This window comes from Prevotella sp. HCN-7019, assembly GCF_037890215.1.
Classification (GTDB): Bacteria; Bacteroidota; Bacteroidia; order Bacteroidales; family Bacteroidaceae; genus Prevotella.
Window position 1 is genome coordinate 1 of the sequence record NZ_JBBKBO010000016.1, and the last position, 19,614, is coordinate 19,614.

Genomic DNA, 19,614 nt, shown 5'->3' on the forward strand with positions numbered 1-19,614 from the left:
AAGGGTGGAACTGCAATATATGATATTTGGGAAGTCTGATACAGCCCGAAATGAAAAAAAGAGCTGAACAAGTGCAAATATAACAGTTGATATACTGCATTTTATGCGGTATCAGATTCGGGAACGACTTTTTAATTTGTCTTAATTCGTTGCAGGTTTCTTCGGGATATATGGGAACATTTACGGGAATTTATTTACCTTTGCCGCATAACCGAAAAAAGCAACGCCGATGAAAGTTTCCGTCTATCTGAAAAAGTGTTCCCCCGAGGCCTCGAACATCTGTTTCAGGGTCAGGGATAGGAATGTGGACATAAAGGTCGTTTCCCTGCTTGAAGTGCAGGACAAGTATTGGGATTCCGATACCCTCAGCTACAGGCGCACGACAACCGTGCCTGCCGCTGAGCAGAAACGCCTGCCGGAACAGATCGCCGCCATCATCGAGCGGGCGCAGAAAACTTTCACGGACAAGGCGGACAGCAGGTGGATGAAGCAGGTCATCGAGGATGTGCTGTACCCTGTTCGCGCCTTCGAGCGGAACCACCCGAATCTGCTAGCCCGTGTCCACGAGTATCTGGAGAAGTTTGACGGCGCGGAGAGGACAAAGGAGCATATCGTCCGCTTCGAGCGCAAGATGACCCGCTACCACGACTACCGTCGGGAAATACTGGGCGAGGTAGATTTCACCCTCTTCGTGGAGACCGTTACGCTGGAGCAAATGAACGATTTTAGGGATTATGTCGTGAACGAGTACAAGCTGCGGCAGGAACATCCCGACTTCTACGCTCCCCGCCTGCTCATCAACCACAGGCCGAGACCGCTTTCCGGCACGACCGTCATCAACATCATGAATTTGTTCTGCACCTTCCTGCACTGGTGCAAGAAGATGAAGTATTCCGACAACGAGGTCTATGCCCTCTATGGCTGCAAGGAGCCCACCTACGGCGACCCGTTCTACCTCACTTCGGAAGAAAGGAATATCCTGTATGACGCGGACTTGAGCGACTGCCCGAAGCTGGCCGTCATACGGGACATCTTCGTGTTCCACTGCTATGTCGGCTGCCGAGTGGGTGACCTCTACAGGCTCACGAGGGCCAACATCAAGGACGGATTCCTGGAATACATGCCTCAGAAGACGAAGAAATGCCAGGCGAAGACCGTCAGGGTGCCGCTGCACGAGAAGGCACTGAAGATACTGGAACGCTACGATGTCAATTCCGGCAGGCTGTTCCCGTTCAAGCAGATACACACCTACAACCTCGGCATACGGGAGCTGCTGAAGCGTTGCGGCATAGACAGGACGGTGACCATCCTTGACACACACGGCTACAACACCGTGCAGAAGCCCCTGTACGAGGTGGCCACCAGCCATACGGCACGCAAGACCTTCGTGGGCAACCTGTACAGGCAGGTGCCCGACCCAAACCTGATAGCCTCCATGTCGGGGCATGTGGAGGGCAGCAGGGCTTTCAGCCGCTACCGCACGATAGACGATGACATGAAGCGCAGGCTTGTGGACATGATAGACTAGACAGAAAGGAGGACATATATATGAAAGTGACTGCATTCATCCGAAAGACCGCCGCCAAGAACAACATCACCGACCAGGCACGGGTCTATTTCCGTGTCCGGGACATCGGCGGCGTGGACATCAAGGCCGCGAGCGAGCTGTCCATCAATCCCAACCACTGGAGCCCGGAACGGCAGGGCTACAAGCCCCGCGTGGCACTGGTGTCGGAGGAGAAGAAGATGGGCTTCGACAAGGACGTGCAGCAGATTACCCATCTCATCACGAAAGAGTACCACCGTGGCGTGGACGGCAGCTGGCTCAAGGGGCTGATAGAGGAATACCACCATCCCGGCATCAACGCGAGGGGCGGCAACAAGGCCGACGAGTACCAGCTCTCGTACCAGATACGGAAATACGTCGAGGAAACACCGCTTGCGGATGAAAGCCGCAAGCACCACCTCGACAATCTCAACAAGGTACTGCGCTACGAGCGTTTCCACCACGAGGTGCTGCACCAGAGAGGCTTCCACCTGTGCATCGATACCGTCACGGCGGACGACATCAGGGACTTCAAACTGTGGATGCAGGAGGAACACAAGTATGTGGACATGTACCCCGTATTCTACCGGAACGAGAAACTCCGCGATGTCGGACAGAAGCGTTCCGAGAACAGCATGTCGGGCTCCCTCTACCGCATCCGCACCGTCATCAAGTGGTGCGTCAAGCGCGGACTGACGAGGAACAACCCGTTCGACCAGTACCAGATTGCCCGGCCGATGTACGGCGACCCGTTCTACCTGACACTCGAAGAGCGGGACAGGGTGTACTACACCGACCTGAGTGGCATGGGGGCAACCTATCCGGTCTATCGTGACATCTTCATGTTCCAGTGCCTGATAGGATGCCGCGTGAGCGACCTGAACAGGCTGACCAAGGCCAATATCGTGGACGGTTTCGTGGAGTACATCCCGCAGAAGACGAAGATGGAGCATGCCAATACGGTGCGTGTACCGCTCAACCAAAAGGCACGGGAGATACTTGAACGCTACAAGGATCTGGAGAACGCCCTGCTCCCCCGGTTCTCGCACTTCGGCTACAACAAGAAGATAAAGGAGATACTCAAGTATGTGGGCATCGACCGCAAGGTCATAGTACTCGACCCCAAGACAAGGGAGGATGTGGCAAGACCCCTGTACGAGGTGGCATCTACCCATACGGCACGCAAGACCTTCATCGGCAACCTCTACAGGCAGGTCAAGGACCCGAACCTGATAGCCTCCATGTCGGGACATTCGGAGGGCAGCCGTGCCTTTGCCCGGTACCGGAAGATTGACGACGAGATGAAGAAGGAACTGGTAAACCTTCTGGACTGATAATTTCCCTGTTTCCCCCCTCCACAGACAATGCAATATGAATATGGACGAGCAGAAACAGACATACGAACAGTTCAAGGCGGACATCCTCCAGTGGAAGGACGCACACAGGGAGGAATACACCCGCTTCGCGAAAATGATGGCGGACGGGAACGAGGTGCAGTACCTTGCCGTATGCCGGGCCATATTCAAGCAGCTGCCCGGCATCAAAAAGGAATGGCAGATATCATGGTGTGACGACAGCACGGACGGATTCGAGAACATAGGCCTCCATTTTAAAGAGAACGCGGTGCCGGAGCAGATCGTGGAACTTTACAGGAAACAGAGGGAAGAGGATGCGACTTCTCCTCCGTCCTCCTTCTGGGGCAGGATGAGATACATTTTCAGACAGAGCCTGAGAAAACGCCGCGTGACCCTGTCCGCCCCTCTTGTATTGAGCTGGCTGTATTACGGCAAGAGTTTCGAGGCCATGGTGGACATGGTCAGCAGGCAGGCTGGGCATCCCAAAGCAGGGAACGCCGAGCGGATGGGCTGCTCCATTGTCGTCAGGCAGATTATCGAGGTGTCCATAAAGAATGGCTTCCGCACGCAGGAGGACTGGGACAGGCATTTAGCCATGAAAAGTGCCATTGAGAAAGGCGGCATCGGCGAATGGGCGTTGCAGTCCGTAAAGGACAAAATTGGAGGTAATGATACCGAAAACAATCAGACCGAGACAACAAGTTCCGTCACCGGAACGGCACCACAGACACAGCGGAAGGCAGGAAAGAAGAAGATACAGGAGCGGCCGCTTGCAGATTATCTCAAGTGCGGAAACAAGGAGGCAGTTATACAATGCATCCGCAATTTCGTTTCCATAAACACGAGTGCCGTCCATCAGGCACTCCCGTTCTATGTGCTGAAAGACCTGCGGCTGGTGGCCGGGATGCACGCCGCGAAGGAGTACAGCGTGGGGATGGCATTGCAGTTCCCCGACCTGCCCTCGCTGAAAAGCGAGAGCGCCATACGGCAGGCGGTCGGCTTCCTGAAGGCGGCAAAGCATGTCATCAAGGACGGGAAAGATCAGATGGCACCTCTTATCGAGAGTGACGAGAACCGAGACCTGTACCGGACACTGGCAGCGGAAATCAGAGAAATCGCTGCCGATGATGAAGCGGAAACTGTGGCCGGATAGGGCAAAACGAGCCGTTTTACATGGACATGCAGACTTGAATTGTCATGACAATTTAAGACAAATTATTATATATCAATCCGTTTCAATTCGCATATACTTTTGCACCGTCAATCCTCTTCCCGGGGATAGGCGGTGCTTCTCTTTTACAAGCCATCGGAAGCGGGGCATCAGGGAACTTTTGAAGATGGTCATCACAAAATTCAAAACTGATATTTATGATTACCATAGAAAGTCTGGTTGAGCAGGGCGCGAACGTGAAACTGGAAGTCACGCCAGCCGACCTTAAGATGTTTGCCGAGGCCATCGTGCAGCGCACGATGGCGGCCCGGCAGGAAGAACTGAATGCGGAGATGCGGCGTGTGGCGGAAGAGACATGGCTCAACACAAGACAGGTGCGTGAGCTGCTGAACGTGTGCGAGGGGACGCTCAACCTGTGGGCGAAGCGCGGCTACCTCGTCCCCGTCAAGGTGGGCAACAAGAACATGTATGCCAGATCGGATGTCCGCCGTGTGCAGACGGGAGGCAAGTCCGAGAGTGTGACATCCTATTGCAAGAAGAAAAATGGCTGACATGACAAACACCCGACTTGAACTGTGCAACATGATCCGCATGGAGGCGGAGCATGTCTGTGATACAGGCTTCCCTCTGGATGTCTTTCCGCAGGCCGTGCAGTCCGTCATACTCGACATGGACCGGTACGAGAACTACAAGACCGAGTTCATCGCGACGGCCATGCTGTCGGCGGTATCGGCCGCATTGGGAGGCACCTACCGTATCCGCATCAAAGGCGAGTGGCAGAGCAACGCCGCCCTCTACATCATCCTCGTGGGCAGGCCGGGACTGGGCAAGACACCGCCGCTGGAGGCGGCATACCGCCCCATACGGAAGCACGACTACGCCCTGTTCAGGGCGTATGAGTCGGAACTGGAGGCATGGAAGGCCGCCGGGGAGAGCGGCAGGAAGCCCGTACTGCGACGCACCGTCGTTTCCGACTTCACTCCGGAATCGCTACTGCTGACACATAACAGCAATCCCCGCAGCGTGGTCATTCTGGTGGACGAGATAATGGGCATGTTCAACTCCGCCAACCGCTACACCAACGGGCAACTCATAGAGCAGCTGCTCACGGCATGGAGCGGCGGGGCACTGGATGTGACAAGGGTCAGCGACACTATACCTGTGCATATTGAACAGCCGTGCATCAACATCATCGGGACCACGCAGACCAAGCGTGTGCATGAACTGCTGACGAAAGGCTTCGAGGAAAACGGCCTGCTCGACCGCATCCTGTTCGTGCTTCCCAAGTCCCGTGAAGTGCCAAAATGGACCGATTGGGATGATGGCGGGGAGGACAGGGCTTCCATGGCGGCGGCACGATGGGAACAGATACTTGGCAAGGTACTCGCCTTGGACTATGACACGGGAGAGGAAGAAAGGATGCCCCATGTGCTGTCTATGGACAGGGAGGCAAGGGAATATTTCTTCTCTTGGTGGAACAGGAAAGTGGAACGCATCAACCGGATAGAGGACGACGCCCAAGTGGAGAGTCGCGAGATGAAGCATCCGGCGCAGGTGGCACGGCTGGCCCTGCTCATGCAGGTGTTGCGGTATGCCATCGACGAGAGCCACCTGCAGTCTGTGGATACGGCATCGGTAAAGGCCGCCATCCGGCTGAACGGCTACTTCGAGGACTCGTACCGCCGCATCCGCTCATTCGTGGCGGAGGACATGTGCGAGGATCCGCCCAAGGTGCTGCTGTCGCTGTTGCCGGACACGTTCGACACGAAAACTGCCATCGCCATTGGGAAGGAATTGCAGAATGTCAGCGAGCGCACGGTGATGAACTACCTCAAGGAGCTGTGCCGGAGCAGGCTGCTGCGGAAGTCCAAGGCCGGGCATTATGAGAAGATCACATATGATAAATCTGGAAAATCTGATGACAGACAATGAACCGTCACCCCCAGACTGCAACGGATGACCCCCTCGTTGCAGCCTGCAGTCTTTGCAGTTTTGCAGTTTCAGGGTTCTAAAAACAGGTATTTCCTGCAAGACTGCAGGAACTGCAAACTGCAAATGACGGTTTCCACTTGCAGGAATCCACAAAAGAGAGCATCATGACCGAATACAGATTCCATCTTCAGAAATACAGGCCGGGCAGTAAGACCGTCTGTCCGGAGTGCGGCAGGAAAGCCTGCTTCACCCGTTATATCGACGAGGCGGGAGAGATTTCCTTCCCTGACAGCGTAGGCATGTGCGACCATATCAACAGTTGCGGTTACCACTACACACCGAAAGAATACTTCCGGGACAACCCGGCTGTCAAAGAAAGATTGAATGGGCAGGAAAGGTTTGGCGGCACACCGATAGCTGCAAGACCGCCAGCAAGAGCATTGCCCGAACAGAAACCACGGATTTCTTTTCTTCCCTCTGATTGGGTGGAGCAGTCCATGCGCAGGTACGACATCAACCCCTTGTACCGATACTTTACCAAAGTGATGGGCAAGGAGAATGTGGACAAGCTATTCAGCCTATACAGGGTCGGTACCTCAAGGAGGTGGGGCGGTGCGACCGTATTCTGGCAGATAGACCGGAACAGCAACGTGCGTGCGGGCAAGATCATGGGCTACGATGCCGTAACCGGACACCGTATCAAGGAGCCTTTTAACCAAGTCAGCTGGGTGCATTCCGTAAGGAAGGTGCCGTACTTCAGGATGAAGCAGTGCCTGTTCGGAGAGCACCTGCTGTCGGACACTTCCGCCGCCATGTCCGCCAAGCCCGTAGCCATTGTCGAGAGCGAGAAGACGGCACTGGTCGCCGCCCATTTCATTCCCGATTTCATCTGGCTTGCCACCGGAGGGATACACGGGTGCTTCAATGGCGAAGCGGTGCAGGCATTGGACGGACGGGAGGTGATTCTTTTCCCCGACCTTAAGGCAACGGAGGAATGGAGGCAGCGGCTGCCCATGCTGGAACCCGTATGCAGGCGTGCCACATGCTCCGACCTGTTGGAAAGAATAGCGACCGACGTACAGCGCAGTCAGGGACTGGACATCGCCGACTTCCTGCTGATGGAGGACACGCCGCAGATGATTCTCGCAAAGATGATAGAACGCAACCCCATGTTGCAGACCTTCATCGACACCTTCGGGCTCGAACTGGTGGATACCGGGAGGGTGGAATGACATTTGACATCAGATACCTTTCCGCCATCCGCCCCTGCCAGTCCGATTCATCTCCGGGCTTGCCCGTGTGCCAGTAATAGACCCTATGGGGGAGCCTAATACCCCAACCGCCTTTTGGCGGCGGGATGCGTGCCACTTAAAACAGCAAGCTGGGCACATAACCTGTCCGGGAAAAACTGAAAGGCATCCGGCAAATATGGAATGCCACTATATACTGAACCGTTACTTTATCTCATAAAAAATCATAGATAAAGTAGTAACTCGGTGTTATGTTGTATTGGTGAGTTTGTACTTTTACTCAAATATTTTATAAGATAAAGTACAAACTCACTCTTTGAAATTTGGCAGACACATATGGATTGAGTACCTTTGCGGAAACGGAAATATTATGCAGGACAAACTGGTTTCACGAGACAGGGAATGTGACGAACTGCAGCGGTGTCTGGAATCAGACCGCTCCGAATTTGTCATCATCAGCGGACGGAGGCGTATCGGTAAGACATATCTCATAGACAAGTTCTTCAACTATAAATATGATTTCACCTTTGTCGGCGAGCACAACACTCCGGCTTCGGTGCAGATACAGAATTTCATGAGGGCGATCAAGCGTCATTCGAAAAGAAGACAGCCGAAAGCCGGGACATGGTATGATGCCTTCAATGCGCTTGAAGATTATCTGGAGACATTGCCTTCAGACCGGAAAAAAGTCATATTCATTGATGAAATGCCTTGGATGGATACGCAGAGGTCGAATTTTGTCAATGCCCTGGAAACATTCTGGAACGGCTGGGGCAACAGGCGTACAGACATCATGCTCATCGCCACAGGATCGGCGACATCATGGATGGCGGACAAGATAGAAGCCAATCAGGGAGGATTGCACGCAAGAGTGACCTGCAACCTGCATCTTTCCCCGTTCAATCTGCATGAGACGGAAGAATATCTGAGGCAGCGCAACTGCAGATGGGACAGATACCAGATTCTGCAATGTTATATGATATTCGGCGGCGTTCCCTTTTACCTGAGCCTCCTGAATACCTCTGACAGTCTTGCACAGAACATTGACCGGCTCTTTTTTGCAGATGGTGCCCATCTCAAAGGGGAATTCGACGAACTGTACAATGCCCTGTTCAGCAATGCCGACACATATATATCAATAGTCAAGTTATTGTCGGAGAACAAGTCCGGACTGACAAGGGAGGACATAGCAAAAGCCACAGGTCTGGAAGGCTCTTTCTTAAGCAAGATACTGAAGAACCTTGAACGCTGCGATTTCGTAACCCGTCTGTCACATTTCGGGAGCAAGACCCGAGGAAGCATTTTCAGGCTTACGGACTTCTTTACATTGTTTTATTACAAGTTCATAGAATCCAACAATGCCAAGGATGAAAGGTGGTGGAGCAACAACATGGATTCCCGCAGCGTCTCTGCATGGATGGGACTCAGTTTTGAACTTGTGTGTCTGGCACATCACCGGCAGATAAAGGCGGCACTCGGAATAGCCGGTGTCGGAACGGCCATATCCTCATGGAGAAGCAAGGCAGATTCTGACAAAAACATGCCTGGCTTCCAGATTGATATGATTATCGAGCGAGCAGACCGTATCATCCATTTGTGCGAAATGAAGTTCAGCACTGACCGTTATGCCATCACTGATAATTACGAGATGAAACTCCGTGAACGGATGGGATTATTCCGTATGGCGACAAAGACCAGAAAGACATTGGTAATCACATTTGTCACCACATACGGAGTGGTGGACGGAAAACATAAAAGTATCGTCCACAGTGAAGTCACCATGGACGACCTTTTCAAATCATAGGAATATTATTGTTACGGAAGTCGGCCTATCATTGTCCTGATAGCATAAACGACAGATGTGGGACGGATTCTTGCCGCAGACAGGGCAGTTGACAGGCTCGAAGCGGTCACGAACCGTTTTCCATCCTTGGAAACCAGAAATCTACCTCTTTCAAGAATGGACTGCCAGTGTGCCTGTATGCACGACCTTCCGAGCAGAGTGTCGAAAAGCACGGCCACATGGCGGATGTTATTTACCTGAATACGGAAGCCCTCCTCGCAGGCAAAAAGAGTTTCCATATCCTCCATACGAACCGTAGGAACACAGAACAGATGGTAAGTATTGGCACAAGACACAATACCTGCCATCTGTTCCTTCGAAAAATTACACTCGAATGAAAGTGAAGCTGCGGTCGCCATTGGATCCGCATCATACGCAAATGCCGGACTATTTATTTCAGATGTGTCATACATCCTTTTCAGTTCCATGCAATCATCCAATGAGAATGATTCGGTAGCGAACTTTTCTCGCACACAATCCTGATAATCATGCAGAATACCTCGAACTATATGGATAATCATCTCATGGCAATTCCGGCAGACCACATTGTCACAGTCTATATACCGGTGACTGTTGATGAAGTCATCCACGAAGCGATGATAAAGTTTGCCGCTGTCAACGACATTCCGGAGATAGGCTTCTCTCGCTGAAGCGAGCAATGCAAAAAGTCCATTCCACACATCCTGTTCGGCAGTGATGTGCCGATGATGCAAATCTCTTCCAAAAAGAGAGAATACAGTTTTCTGATCTGTTCATTTTGAAATTGATTAAATGTTTATACTATTGTGATTGTTTCCTTTTCAGATTTTCTGACAATTATAATGCTGACTTCATACAGTAAGCCAATGCCACCGCACATTCAATACAGAAGTGATGGTAACGAAGTTTGCAATTTAACACATCTTTATCTACAGTTTCCACCCGGAAATACTTTCCTGTATATTCCACAAATGAGCATAAAGTCCGTCCTTTTTGACAAGCCCATCGTGTGTGCCTTCTTCCTCTATCCGTCCGTTATCCAAAACGATTATCCGGTCGGCATCCTTGATTGTTTTGAGCCTGTGGGCAATGGCAATGACGGTACGTCCTTTAATCAACGAGTCGATGGCTCGTTGTACCTCCACTTCGTTTTCAGGGTCGAGCGAGGCGGTAGCTTCATCCAGCAGGATGACTTGTGCGTCTTTCAGCATGGCACGGGCAATGGATATGCGTTGTTTCTCGCCTCCGGACAATGTACAGCCTCCTTCGCCAACCATCGTGTCGTAGCCTTGCGGCAAGTGCATGATGAAGTCGTGGCAACAGGCCTTCTTGGCGGCGGCAATGATTTCCTCGTCCGTCGCATTCGTCTTGCCGAAACGGATGTTGTTGCGTATGGTGTCTTGAAACAGATAGACATCCTGGAACACCATAGAAATGTGGCTCATCAGACTTTCGGGAGCTATCTCGTCCATCGGTACACCACCAAAGAAAATGCGTCCCTGTTGCGGGTCGTAGAAACGGGCGCAAAGTTTCATCACCGTGCTTTTCCCGCTTCCCGAAGGACCTACGAGAGCTGTCAAGGAGTTTTTTGGGAGCGTGACGGTTATGTCGTGCAGTACTTCCTTATCCTGATAGGCAAACGATACGTGCTCAAACCGGATGTCGCCTGCCGCCGGGGATTGCCGTTCTCCTTTCATTTCAGGCTCGTTCATCAAGGATAAGATACGTCCTCCTGCAATGGAAAAGTATCGGAACTCTGTGAAATTGGTCAGGGCAGAAGTCAATGGGTCGAACACACGGGAACCGACCACGAGAAACAGCACGAACACAAGTATGGAAAGTTGGCCTCCCAACAGCAGGTATGTTCCGCACAGCACCATCATCGTCAGCCCTGCACGTACCAATGTGATGCTCAACAGGACGAATGGCCCTAACAGGGCTTCCTGACGGATGCAGGCACGGCGAAGTTCGGCAAAGGCATCGCGCAGCCGGACGAAACGGTCGCCCAACAGATTGTAGGCTTTCATCACCCGGATGCCCTGCAAGTATTCCTCCAACCGGTTTCCCGCGTTTATCTTCGCCTGGATTTGTCTGCCGCTCAGCTTCCGTTGCGCCTTTGTACTTGCCCACAGGACGAGCAAAGCAAGTGGCAACGCGGCAAACATGCTGACCGCCATCCGCCAGTCTATCCATATCAAGGAAGCAAAAGCCAATACGGGCATCACTACCGCACCCATCAGTTGGGGCAGGTGATGCGAGATGCCGGTTTCTGCCATCATGAAGTCCGTAATAAGCATGGAGGACAAATCGCCGGGGTCACGCCTTGACAGAAAGCCTAATGAAAGTTTTCGCAGGTGTTCCGCCAACGACAAACGTCCCGAAGCGCTCATCTCGTAAGCTCCCCGGAAATTGGCGCGATAAGCTGCCCTTTCCGCCAAAGCCATGACCAGCATATAAACGGCCATGATGCCGAATATCCACCACAGACGGGCGGTGTCGAGCGGCTGTCCGCTTCCGTCGAAAGCATTGAAAATGATGCGTATCGCTTCTATGGAAAGACAGAACGGCACGATGTTCACCAAGTTGGCAAGCATGGTGAAGCCGACGGGTTTGTAAAGCCGTTCGGTATGTCCTATGGTAATGTTTTTGATCGCGTTCATATACAGTTCTCCTTTCATTTATGTGATATAATATGTATTTCGTCCTTTTTACGGATTGTTCTGATGGATGAAAATCCGGCTTCATACAACCGCTCTTCTAATTCAGTCGGAGTATAAACCACCATTCCGTCTATCCGTTCCGTCCACATCTTTCCCTGCTCGGGGTCGCTCGCTTCCAGACTGATAAGAAAACAGCCTCCCTTTCGGAGTACACGCGCCACCTCAGACAACGCCTTGTTTATAGGCGACCAGAAATAGACTGTTTCAAAAGCTGTTACAGCGTCAAACGCTTCTTCTTTATAAGGCAAGGAACAGACATCCCCTTGTTGTATGAAACATCTTTTATCCAAGTCTTTTGCATTGTACTTTTGGGCGAATGAAACACTTTCTTCTGACAGGTCTATGCCGTAGATGTTTCCTTTCGGACATAAATTCAATAGACGCTTCAAATTCGCACCACCGCCACAGCCTATATCAAGCACATTCCATTCAGGCTGCCATTCCACTTGCATCATGCCACGATTAGCCAAAGATGCATGAAAACAATTCATCCCTCGCAAAATCATCCGTCCCCAAAATCCTTGTGGACAGCTTGTGTTTTGCAAGACCTTGTTTAAGAAATTCTTTTTTCCCATATTGCTTTTAGTTTTTGTTCAACGTCCAATGGTATGCGCTCGTATAGGCATCCCACATATTCTTATATACACCCTCTGTAACGGACAGTTGTTCATGCTTTCCGCACTGCACGATACGCCCCTCTTTCATGACGACAATCTGATGCGCAGAAATAATGGAAGAAAGGCGATGGGCAATCACGATGACCGTCTTGTCCTTTATCAGTGACTGCAAAGCCATCTGCATTTTATGCTCGTTTTCAGGGTCGGCGAAAGCTGTCGCTTCGTCCAACACCAGTATCGGAGCATTCTTCAATATGGCACGAGCCACACATATCCGTTGGGCTTCACCGCCGGACAGGAATACACCTTTATCGCCTATCCTTGTTTCGTAGCCTTGCGGCAAACGCTCTATGAAATCGTGGCATTGGGCAGCTTTCGCAGCGGCTATCACCTTTTCTTTCGTGGCATCAGGAGAGCCTACGGCGATGTTCTCATAAAGAGTGTCGTAAAAAAGGAAAGTGTCTTGAAAGACGAATGAAACCATATCCATCAGTTTTGCGGTAGCTATTTGGCGAATATCCGCACCACCTATACATATTTTCCCTTGCTCCACATCCCAGAACCGAGGTATCAGGTTGGCAATCGTTGATTTGCCGCTTCCTGACGGACCGACAAGGGCGGTTATCTTTCCTTGTGGTGCAATGAAGCTGACATCACGCAGGGCTTCCGTCCGTGTTCCCTGTTCTGTGTTCTCGTAGGAGAATGACACATGGCGAAATTCCACATCGTAAGCGGCAGGCACTTGCGGATGTACCGGCTCCGGCACAGGTTTCTTTTCAAGTATGCGGTCGATACGGTTTACACCTTCATCGATGTCGCGCGTATTACCTCCCAAGAATGTCAGTTTATAAACGGGGGAAGCCATACCCGGTCCCATGATAATGAAGAACAGCCATACTACCGCCAATGACAAGGATTGCGGACTGGCTTGCATCAGCAAGATGCCCATAGGAAGAATAAACGTTACCATAGAATTGAGCAGGACGGTAAAGGCAATCATCCCGTTCTGGTAGGTGTCACAGCATTTCAAGGCGAATGTCTTGTATGCCTGAATCTCGGCATTGAACTGACGGAACGAACGGACGCTTTGCCCGAATATCTTGACGACGGGCATTCCCCGTACATACTGCACAGCTGATGCGCTCATTTTTTCCTGTGCATCGTAGTAGATACCCATGAACTCCCTTGCCCTTTTTCCCATGAAATTGGAAAATTGCAGGAATAAGCTAAGCACCACAACGGCCAGGCACACGACTGTCAGCCACACATCCAGCGAGAAAAAGATGACCAGCATGACCGCCACCGTAGCCACTACATTGACCAAATCCGGAATGGTATGGGCGATGAAGCCCTCTATTTTCTCGATATTCTGGTCCATTGTTTTCTTGATGGCTCCCGTAGAGGTATTGTTCAAATATCCCAAAGGCAGTTTGCCGATATGTTCAGACAGACGGACACGCAACCCATACAAGATACGGAATGCAGCCACATGTGAGGACATCAGGGCGGCATAGAGCAATATCAATCCGCCAACAAGCCCTCCAAATGCAATCCATCCCCAACGCATCATGTCCGTTCCGTCCAAAGCGGAAAGATTGGAGCCATTCGACAGCAACTCTTTCAAAATTTCATAAACTGCCCAATAAGGCACAAGCATACACACCGCGCTGCCAGCCGACAGCAGACCTGCTAATATAAGCAGACCTTTCCTTTGTCCCGCTATCTCGAACAGACGGGACAAACCTTCTTTCTTCTTCGCTTTCGTTTTCATTTATATATTAATCGGTTATATATTCACGTAAAGTATCGGATGGCAAAGCGTGGAATAAAAACGCTGCTTTCATGGTCACAAAGACCATCGGGCATATTCGACTCCCACGCTTCACGCTAAATATTGTCCGGTTCTCTATTCGTTGTTGGCAAATTCCCGTAACAGCTCCGGACGGACTATAACAGTTCCCTCGCCCTTTTCTTTTCTGGTCAGCCGGAAATCACAGCATGGAGCCGCATGAGACAATGTTTGGGTTCTTGTCAGCCGGACACCAAGTATGTCATGTGAGATATAATCGTTCACGCATAAATAAGGGAAAAAACGCTTGACACCCAAAACAGAACAAAGCTTGGCAACCGGACACCGGATTATGTCCATACCTACATCGAACGTGTCGTTTTCATCCGGCATCACGCAATCGAACAGCCAATCGTCCTCCGAAGAAACACGAGAAGCGGAAGCGATACGCCGCACATAATCGGGCGAACATAACATATCGCGTATTTCCGGTATTTTCCCCGGAGGGACACTTGATAACGTAAGCTTTCCCAATGCTTTCTGCGTAACAATGGAAAGTTCCGTCAAACTCCACCCCCTGGATGACAGCTCTTTCCACAGACCAATCTCATAAGCTATGCCGATGATATTCTTCACCCATGGCGATGTCGCCGGGACATCCGGGATAATAGCGGATACGTGACGGAAATCATCAATGGCTTTTTTCATCACGGATTCCAAGGTCTCCTTCGATAAACGAGATGACAGTTCTTCCCTGAAAAATCCTTCAAACCGTTCCAACATCGGAAGGAATGGCCTAATCGTCGTCTCTTTCATCTTTCAAGAAATGTTATCGTCGTATCACGGAAACCTGATCCAACCACATCAATGCCGTTCTTTTCCTGAACGATACGATATCCCAGCAGCGAGCTGAACTTATAACACAGCCACGGGATCCGCCCCAATATCTGTCCGAAGAAAAATCCCCAGCGTGAACGGAAGAACTTCATATAGTTAGCCTGTTCAATGAGCTTTAAAGACGGTTCCCATTGTTCCACCACATGCCCGTTGCTTATGCCGGAACGGATTTGAGCCTCGTGTTTGCGGAGCGAATCGGGCTTCACACCATGTCGGCTCATTATCGTGCCGCACACGTCAAACCACAATTCACCTCCCCCGAAACGGTTTGCCACGTGATGCAGGAAGGATTTTACTTGCTTCTCGTAGAAGTACATCAGTACCCCCTCCACGATGAAGATAAATTCTGCTTCGGGGTGCTTCCGGCGCAGGTCATCCATCCAGTCGGTCTCCAACAAAGACGCTTCAATATAGACATTGTCCGGCTGTTCGGGTATCAATTCCCGGCGTAGAGCAATGACCTCAGGCAAATCCAAATCATAAAAGACTGCTTTCTGACTTCCGATACGCTGGAAACGGGTATCCAGTCCACATCCTACATTGACCACGACCGGATGCGAATGTGCTTTAATAAATCGGCGCACAGCGCAGTCAAAATACCATCCACGCACCACGCATCCCACTTCGCTCAACTTTGCCCCGTCGAACTGGGAATAATCGTATTCCAAACTGTCCGCCAGCCATTCCGCAGCCTTGTCATATAGAATGGGATTATTCCGGCGGCTTTCTTTGGCTCTCATGTATAGCGGAATAAGCAATGTTTCCGCTACAATGCTCTTAAACTCGTATTTCTGTTTCATATTTTGGGATATTTAATAGTGAACGATATTCAGAATTGTTCATAAAAAAGGAGGAAACCTCCGTGAAGATTTCCTCCTTGCCAACCGTTCTGATGCGGTTGAATGTTCGTATGTACGTTGTCTGTATCTCATATCTTGATAATAGCCCTCCAACCTTGGATTTCAAACAGGATATAATCGTGCAAAATAGCCTCCATCTCTTGCCGGGGTACGGAATGCATCAATAGCTCCTCGAACATCGTGAACATCCATACCGTATGCAAATGAATGATAAAATCGGACACAGCCGTATTGATTTCGGGATATTTCCGCTGCATGGACGCGAACCACGCCTTAACCAATTCCGTGGAACGGTCGGTATAATTCTCACGGAAGCGTTCCAATGAAGAACCTTGCGCACGGAACAACAGTATTTCCATTAGCGAACAGTGTTTGTCAATCAACGAAACATATTCGTCAATGCAGGATTTCAGGTATTTTTCCGACCGCATCATCATAATATCTTCGCCCCGTATGCCGTGGTGTTCTTGCAGCATGGCTTCCAAAGCGCACAAGACAGGACGGACAACTTCATGGAACAATTCATCTTTGTTCGTGAAGTAGTTGTAGATGTTTCCGACACCAACTCCAGCCAATTCCGCCACTTCACGCATGGAAGTCTTAGAATAGCCTTTCTTCTCGAATTGCTGTCTGGCAATCGTCAATATCCGACCCCTTATGTCCTCTTTCAGCACTTGCATTTATAACGAACAATGTCTGTTTTTAATTTTTTGTAAAGGTATAAGGCTTGAAATTGTCGGGCAATACCTATTTTTAGGGAATTTCAATGCTTAGATATATGTATTTTTGTAACAAGGAGTGTTATTTAAAAATATTATAGTACATATGTATAACAAATTAGTGTATATGTAGAATTTGACTACTTTAATACTATTATACATTAGCGTCCCGTTAAAATGGGACGAGTTAAACAATTAATCACATTACTGTCCCGTAAAAGTGGATAAATAGTTCTTTGAAATTATTGAAATATAGTCAATTACACGGTTTTTTGAAATGAAACGGACTTGATTTTGCAACATTGCAGTCTAATACAAATGGCTGCTATGTTCCAAGACAAATACGTATTCTCTCAATTAACCGCTTTTCTGAACAGGACTCAGTTCAACAACTATGTTCGCAAGTATGATGGCAACAGATATGTGAAACATTTCACTTGCTGGAATCAGATGCTTGCAATGATGTTTGGGCAACTGAGTAACCGTGAGAGCCTGCGAGACTTAATCGTTGCTTTCGAGGCGCATAGGGCCAAGCAATATCATCTTGGTTTAGGTCGTGAACCGATAGCCAAGACAACTCTTGCGACAGCCAACCAGAACCGTGATTACAGAATCTTCGAAGACTTTGCATTCTATATGATGAAGGAAGCCTGCGAGAAGCGGACGACCAACATCCTTGACATTTCCGGAAAGAAATATGCGTTTGATTCAACAACGATTCCGTTGTGTCTTGCAACATTCCCATGGGCAAAGTTCCGAAGCAAGAAAGGAGGGGTGAAAGCTCATGTCTTATACGACATTGAAGCACAAGTTCCTGCCTTCTATACTGTAACTACTGCATCAAAGCATGATTCCACAGCAATGTCTTCAATCCATTATGAACCAAATGCTTATTATATATTCGACAGGGCTTATGACTCCTTTAAAGAACTCTATAGGATACATCTTACAGACTCTTTCTTTGTTGTCAGAGCCAAGACGAACTTAAAGTATAAGACAGTCAGATGGAAGCGAAGAATGCCAAAGAACATAATGACAGATGCGGAAGTGAAACTGACCGGATATCTCTCCGAGAAAAAATATCCTGAGTCATTCAGACTCGTCCGATATTACGATGAAGAAGATGACCGTGAGTTCACTTTTTTGACGAATGCAAAACAACTTTCTGCACTGGATGTCGCCGATCTTTATAAGAAAAGATGGTTAATCGAGCTGTTCTTCAAATGGCTCAAGCAGCATCTCAAGATAAAGAAATTCTGGGGCACAACAGAGAACGCTGTTCGCATACAAATCAGTGTCGCTATTATCACGTACTGTCTTGTGGCTATTGTCCAACATGATATGAAGTTGAAACGTTCAACCTATGAAGTTTTGCAAATTCTCAGCATATCATTGACAGATAAAAACCACTTGCGTGACCTGTTCGACAAGACTAATTTCAATGATGTCAAAGATCTAAATGATCCCCTGATTCCGGGGCTTTTTGATTAATTGTTTAACTCGTCCCATTTTAACGGGACGCTAATGATCCAAAATACCAAAATGTGGGGATTGCGAGGGGGGGGGAGATTGCTGTAAATTTGCAGTCGAATAAAAAACACCTAATCTTATTTTCCGACCGTTTAACCTTTTCAAATATAATCGTTAAAATATGAAACATTTTACAATCAAACTAATGACGGTGGCCGCAACCCTGCTGGCCTTCGCCTCTTGCAGCAAGGATGATGACGGACCGTCCGGGAAGATCGACCTGAAGGTTCAGGCTGTCGCTCCGACTACGGAGGACAAGGTTTCGGACTATTCTCAGTTCACCGTAACCGTATCCTCGGAGCGTGACGGGAAGACCATGACGGAATCTCTGGATGCCTCCGGTTCCGCGACATTCAACCTCGATATCGGCAGTTACGGAATCGAGATCCGGGGCAAGGAAAACGGCAAGGAATATTTCGGTACGACGGGTATGGCGCAATACGGCCAAAGTACCACGGTAAGCGTCGACGTGGAAAACCTCTCGGTACACTATACGGGCAATATGGACGGCATCGTTCTTTCCGAGCTGTTCTATAACGGCGGCACCTACGGCGGCACGATGATGCACCCCGACCAGTATATCGTCATTGCGAACAATTCGGACCGTGAGATCAACGTCAGCGGACTGGCACTCGCACAGGCTTCGAATATGAATACGCTGCCATGCTCGGACCTGACCTCGCTTCTGCCGGATTACGTGGTGGCTGCCAATATTTACCAGATACCGGCCGGACAGAATTATACACTCGCACCGGGCGAAGTTTACGTCATCGCTTCGCAGGCGCAGAACCACACGGAAAGCTACACGCCCAATCCGGAGAAAGACACCGGCATTCCGGTCGACCTTTCGGGTGCCGATTTCGAACTCGCCGATAACGACGCAGCCATGTCCGGTTCGGCCGTGGACAATCCGAAAGTTCCCAACCTGACGAAAGTCGCCAACAGCATGCCGGGCGGCGTCACGGCATGGATGCATCCTTATGGTATCCGTCCGCTGTTCCTGTTCGACGCCAGCGGTATCGAGTGGAGTTCGTTCAAGAGCCAGAACGGGTTTACCTACAACGACCGTCCGAAAAAGGATGCCGCCATTCAGGAATATCAGGGTTACAAGGTTCCTACGAACCTGATCGTGGATGCCATCGAAACGACCTCTGCAACCACTCCTTACTGGGGTAATTACACTTCCAAGTCGCTGCCTGTGACCGTCGACAAAAGCTATGTCCAGGCTACGATCGAAGGCTGTCACCACAACACGTTCATGTACCGCGTGAAAGGTACCGACGGGAAGTTCCAGGATACCAACGATTCGAGCGTGGATGTGAAGATCGAACACCGCAGCGACTTCAAGGGTTACCCGGAAGGCTGGAGAAACGAATAATCACCGGAGAATGGATTTGTCAGGGCTC

At 50.0% G+C, this 19,614-nt stretch carries 17 protein-coding genes; 9 read left to right on the forward strand and 8 right to left on the reverse strand.

The annotated features are described in order from the left end of the window. Nucleotides 1-229 precede the first annotated feature (229 nt). The 7 genes from WKT13_RS12880 to WKT13_RS12910 all read left to right on the forward strand — a co-directional run bounded on the left by WKT13_RS12880 (nt 230) and on the right by WKT13_RS12910 (nt 9,058). A complete protein-coding gene (locus tag WKT13_RS12880; RefSeq protein WP_195559053.1) occupies nt 230-1,528 on the forward strand; it encodes a site-specific integrase in 1,299 nt (432 codons plus the stop codon). A 20-nt stretch (nt 1,529-1,548) separates the two neighbouring features. Next, nucleotides 1,549-2,880 carry a site-specific integrase gene (locus WKT13_RS12885; protein WP_195559052.1) on the forward strand — a complete coding sequence of 444 codons (1,332 nt, stop codon included), beginning with the start codon at nt 1,549-1,551 and terminating at the stop codon, nt 2,878-2,880. 37 nt (nt 2,881-2,917) lie between these two features. Beyond that, nucleotides 2,918-4,054, forward strand: coding sequence for a DUF6043 family protein (locus WKT13_RS12890; RefSeq protein ID WP_071148973.1), 1,137 nt, complete (start codon nt 2,918-2,920; stop codon nt 4,052-4,054). Between the two features lie 215 nt (nt 4,055-4,269). After that, the gene (locus tag WKT13_RS12895; protein WP_025277659.1) at nt 4,270-4,623 is read left to right on the forward strand and encodes a helix-turn-helix domain-containing protein; all 354 of its coding nucleotides are present in this window, start codon (nt 4,270-4,272) and stop codon (nt 4,621-4,623) included. Continuing rightward, nucleotides 4,616-6,004, forward strand: coding sequence for a DUF3987 domain-containing protein (locus tag WKT13_RS12900; RefSeq protein ID WP_195559051.1), 1,389 nt, complete (start codon nt 4,616-4,618; stop codon nt 6,002-6,004). The genes WKT13_RS12895 and WKT13_RS12900 overlap by 8 nt, the downstream gene beginning before the upstream one ends. A gap of 164 nt (nt 6,005-6,168) precedes the next feature. Beyond that, entirely contained in the window at nt 6,169-7,236 is a 1,068-nt protein-coding gene (locus WKT13_RS12905) for a DUF6371 domain-containing protein (protein ID WP_195559050.1), read from the forward strand. Nucleotides 7,237-7,624: 388 nt separating this feature from the next. Then, the gene (locus WKT13_RS12910; RefSeq protein ID WP_025277667.1) at nt 7,625-9,058 is read left to right on the forward strand and encodes an AAA family ATPase; all 1,434 of its coding nucleotides are present in this window, start codon (nt 7,625-7,627) and stop codon (nt 9,056-9,058) included. Between the two features lie 11 nt (nt 9,059-9,069). On the opposite strand, the gene WKT13_RS13370 is transcribed toward WKT13_RS12910, so the two are convergent. The 7 genes from WKT13_RS13370 to WKT13_RS12950 form a co-directional block, all read right to left on the reverse strand. Beyond that, nucleotides 9,070-9,777 (reverse strand): hypothetical protein, encoded by a 708-nt coding sequence (locus WKT13_RS13370; RefSeq protein WP_420921147.1) that lies wholly within the window; start codon nt 9,775-9,777, stop codon nt 9,070-9,072. A 228-nt stretch (nt 9,778-10,005) separates the two neighbouring features. Next, nucleotides 10,006-11,736, reverse strand: a complete 1,731-nt coding sequence (locus tag WKT13_RS12925) for an ABC transporter ATP-binding protein (RefSeq protein WP_195559211.1) — start codon at nt 11,734-11,736, stop codon at nt 10,006-10,008. A gap of 14 nt (nt 11,737-11,750) precedes the next feature. After that, nucleotides 11,751-12,371 (reverse strand): class I SAM-dependent methyltransferase, encoded by a 621-nt coding sequence (locus tag WKT13_RS12930; protein ID WP_195559047.1) that lies wholly within the window; start codon nt 12,369-12,371, stop codon nt 11,751-11,753. 7 nt (nt 12,372-12,378) lie between these two features. Next, complete coding sequence (locus WKT13_RS12935; protein ID WP_195559046.1) at nt 12,379-14,184, reverse strand: ABC transporter ATP-binding protein; 1,806 nt, start codon at nt 14,182-14,184, stop codon at nt 12,379-12,381. Nucleotides 14,185-14,319: 135 nt separating this feature from the next. Beyond that, the gene (locus WKT13_RS12940) at nt 14,320-15,018 is read right to left on the reverse strand and encodes an L-2-amino-thiazoline-4-carboxylic acid hydrolase (protein ID WP_195559045.1); all 699 of its coding nucleotides are present in this window, start codon (nt 15,016-15,018) and stop codon (nt 14,320-14,322) included. Next, nucleotides 15,015-15,899 carry a class I SAM-dependent methyltransferase gene (locus WKT13_RS12945; RefSeq protein WP_229100424.1) on the reverse strand — a complete coding sequence of 295 codons (885 nt, stop codon included), beginning with the start codon at nt 15,897-15,899 and terminating at the stop codon, nt 15,015-15,017. The genes WKT13_RS12940 and WKT13_RS12945 overlap by 4 nt, the downstream gene beginning before the upstream one ends. A gap of 128 nt (nt 15,900-16,027) precedes the next feature. Continuing rightward, a complete protein-coding gene (locus WKT13_RS12950) occupies nt 16,028-16,639 on the reverse strand; it encodes a TetR/AcrR family transcriptional regulator (RefSeq protein WP_195559044.1) in 612 nt (203 codons plus the stop codon). Between the two features lie 366 nt (nt 16,640-17,005). On the opposite strand from WKT13_RS12950, the gene WKT13_RS12955 reads away from it, so the two are divergent. Beyond that, the gene (locus tag WKT13_RS12955) at nt 17,006-18,169 is read left to right on the forward strand and encodes an IS4 family transposase (protein WP_195559043.1); all 1,164 of its coding nucleotides are present in this window, start codon (nt 17,006-17,008) and stop codon (nt 18,167-18,169) included. Between the two features lie 181 nt (nt 18,170-18,350). Here WKT13_RS12955 and WKT13_RS12960 read toward each other — a convergent pair whose 3' ends face one another. After that, entirely contained in the window at nt 18,351-18,776 is a 426-nt protein-coding gene (locus WKT13_RS12960; protein ID WP_340324194.1) for a hypothetical protein, read from the reverse strand. On the opposite strand from WKT13_RS12960, the gene WKT13_RS12965 reads away from it, so the two are divergent. After that, nucleotides 18,768-19,586, forward strand: a complete 819-nt coding sequence (locus tag WKT13_RS12965) for a DUF4876 domain-containing protein (RefSeq protein WP_340324195.1) — start codon at nt 18,768-18,770, stop codon at nt 19,584-19,586. The genes WKT13_RS12960 and WKT13_RS12965 overlap by 9 nt on opposite strands. The last annotated feature ends 28 nt before the right edge of the window (nt 19,587-19,614 follow it).

Bases quoted from the DNA above. Each gene is read 5' to 3' on its own strand.
- WKT13_RS12910 (WP_025277667.1), top strand. From the start codon at position 7,625: ATGCAGGACAAACTGGTTTCACGAGACAGGGAATGTGACGAACTGCAG.
- WKT13_RS12950 (WP_195559044.1), bottom strand. From the start codon at position 16,639: ATGCAAGTGCTGAAAGAGGACATAAGGGGTCGGATATTGACGATTGCC.
- WKT13_RS12880 (WP_195559053.1), top strand. From the start codon at position 230: ATGAAAGTTTCCGTCTATCTGAAAAAGTGTTCCCCCGAGGCCTCGAAC.
- WKT13_RS12905 (WP_195559050.1), top strand. From the start codon at position 6,169: ATGACCGAATACAGATTCCATCTTCAGAAATACAGGCCGGGCAGTAAG.
- WKT13_RS12965 (WP_340324195.1), top strand. From the start codon at position 18,768: ATGATGCACCCCGACCAGTATATCGTCATTGCGAACAATTCGGACCGT.
- WKT13_RS12955 (WP_195559043.1), top strand. From the start codon at position 17,006: ATGTTCCAAGACAAATACGTATTCTCTCAATTAACCGCTTTTCTGAAC.
- WKT13_RS12930 (WP_195559047.1), bottom strand. From the start codon at position 12,371: ATGGGAAAAAAGAATTTCTTAAACAAGGTCTTGCAAAACACAAGCTGT.
- WKT13_RS12890 (WP_071148973.1), top strand. From the start codon at position 2,918: ATGAATATGGACGAGCAGAAACAGACATACGAACAGTTCAAGGCGGAC.
- WKT13_RS12900 (WP_195559051.1), top strand. From the start codon at position 4,616: ATGGCTGACATGACAAACACCCGACTTGAACTGTGCAACATGATCCGC.
- WKT13_RS12895 (WP_025277659.1), top strand. From the start codon at position 4,270: ATGATTACCATAGAAAGTCTGGTTGAGCAGGGCGCGAACGTGAAACTG.
- WKT13_RS12945 (WP_229100424.1), bottom strand. From the start codon at position 15,899: ATGAAACAGAAATACGAGTTTAAGAGCATTGTAGCGGAAACATTGCTT.
- WKT13_RS12935 (WP_195559046.1), bottom strand. From the start codon at position 14,184: ATGAAAACGAAAGCGAAGAAGAAAGAAGGTTTGTCCCGTCTGTTCGAG.
- WKT13_RS12925 (WP_195559211.1), bottom strand. From the start codon at position 11,736: ATGAACGCGATCAAAAACATTACCATAGGACATACCGAACGGCTTTAC.
- WKT13_RS12940 (WP_195559045.1), bottom strand. From the start codon at position 15,018: ATGAAAGAGACGACGATTAGGCCATTCCTTCCGATGTTGGAACGGTTT.
- WKT13_RS12885 (WP_195559052.1), top strand. From the start codon at position 1,549: ATGAAAGTGACTGCATTCATCCGAAAGACCGCCGCCAAGAACAACATC.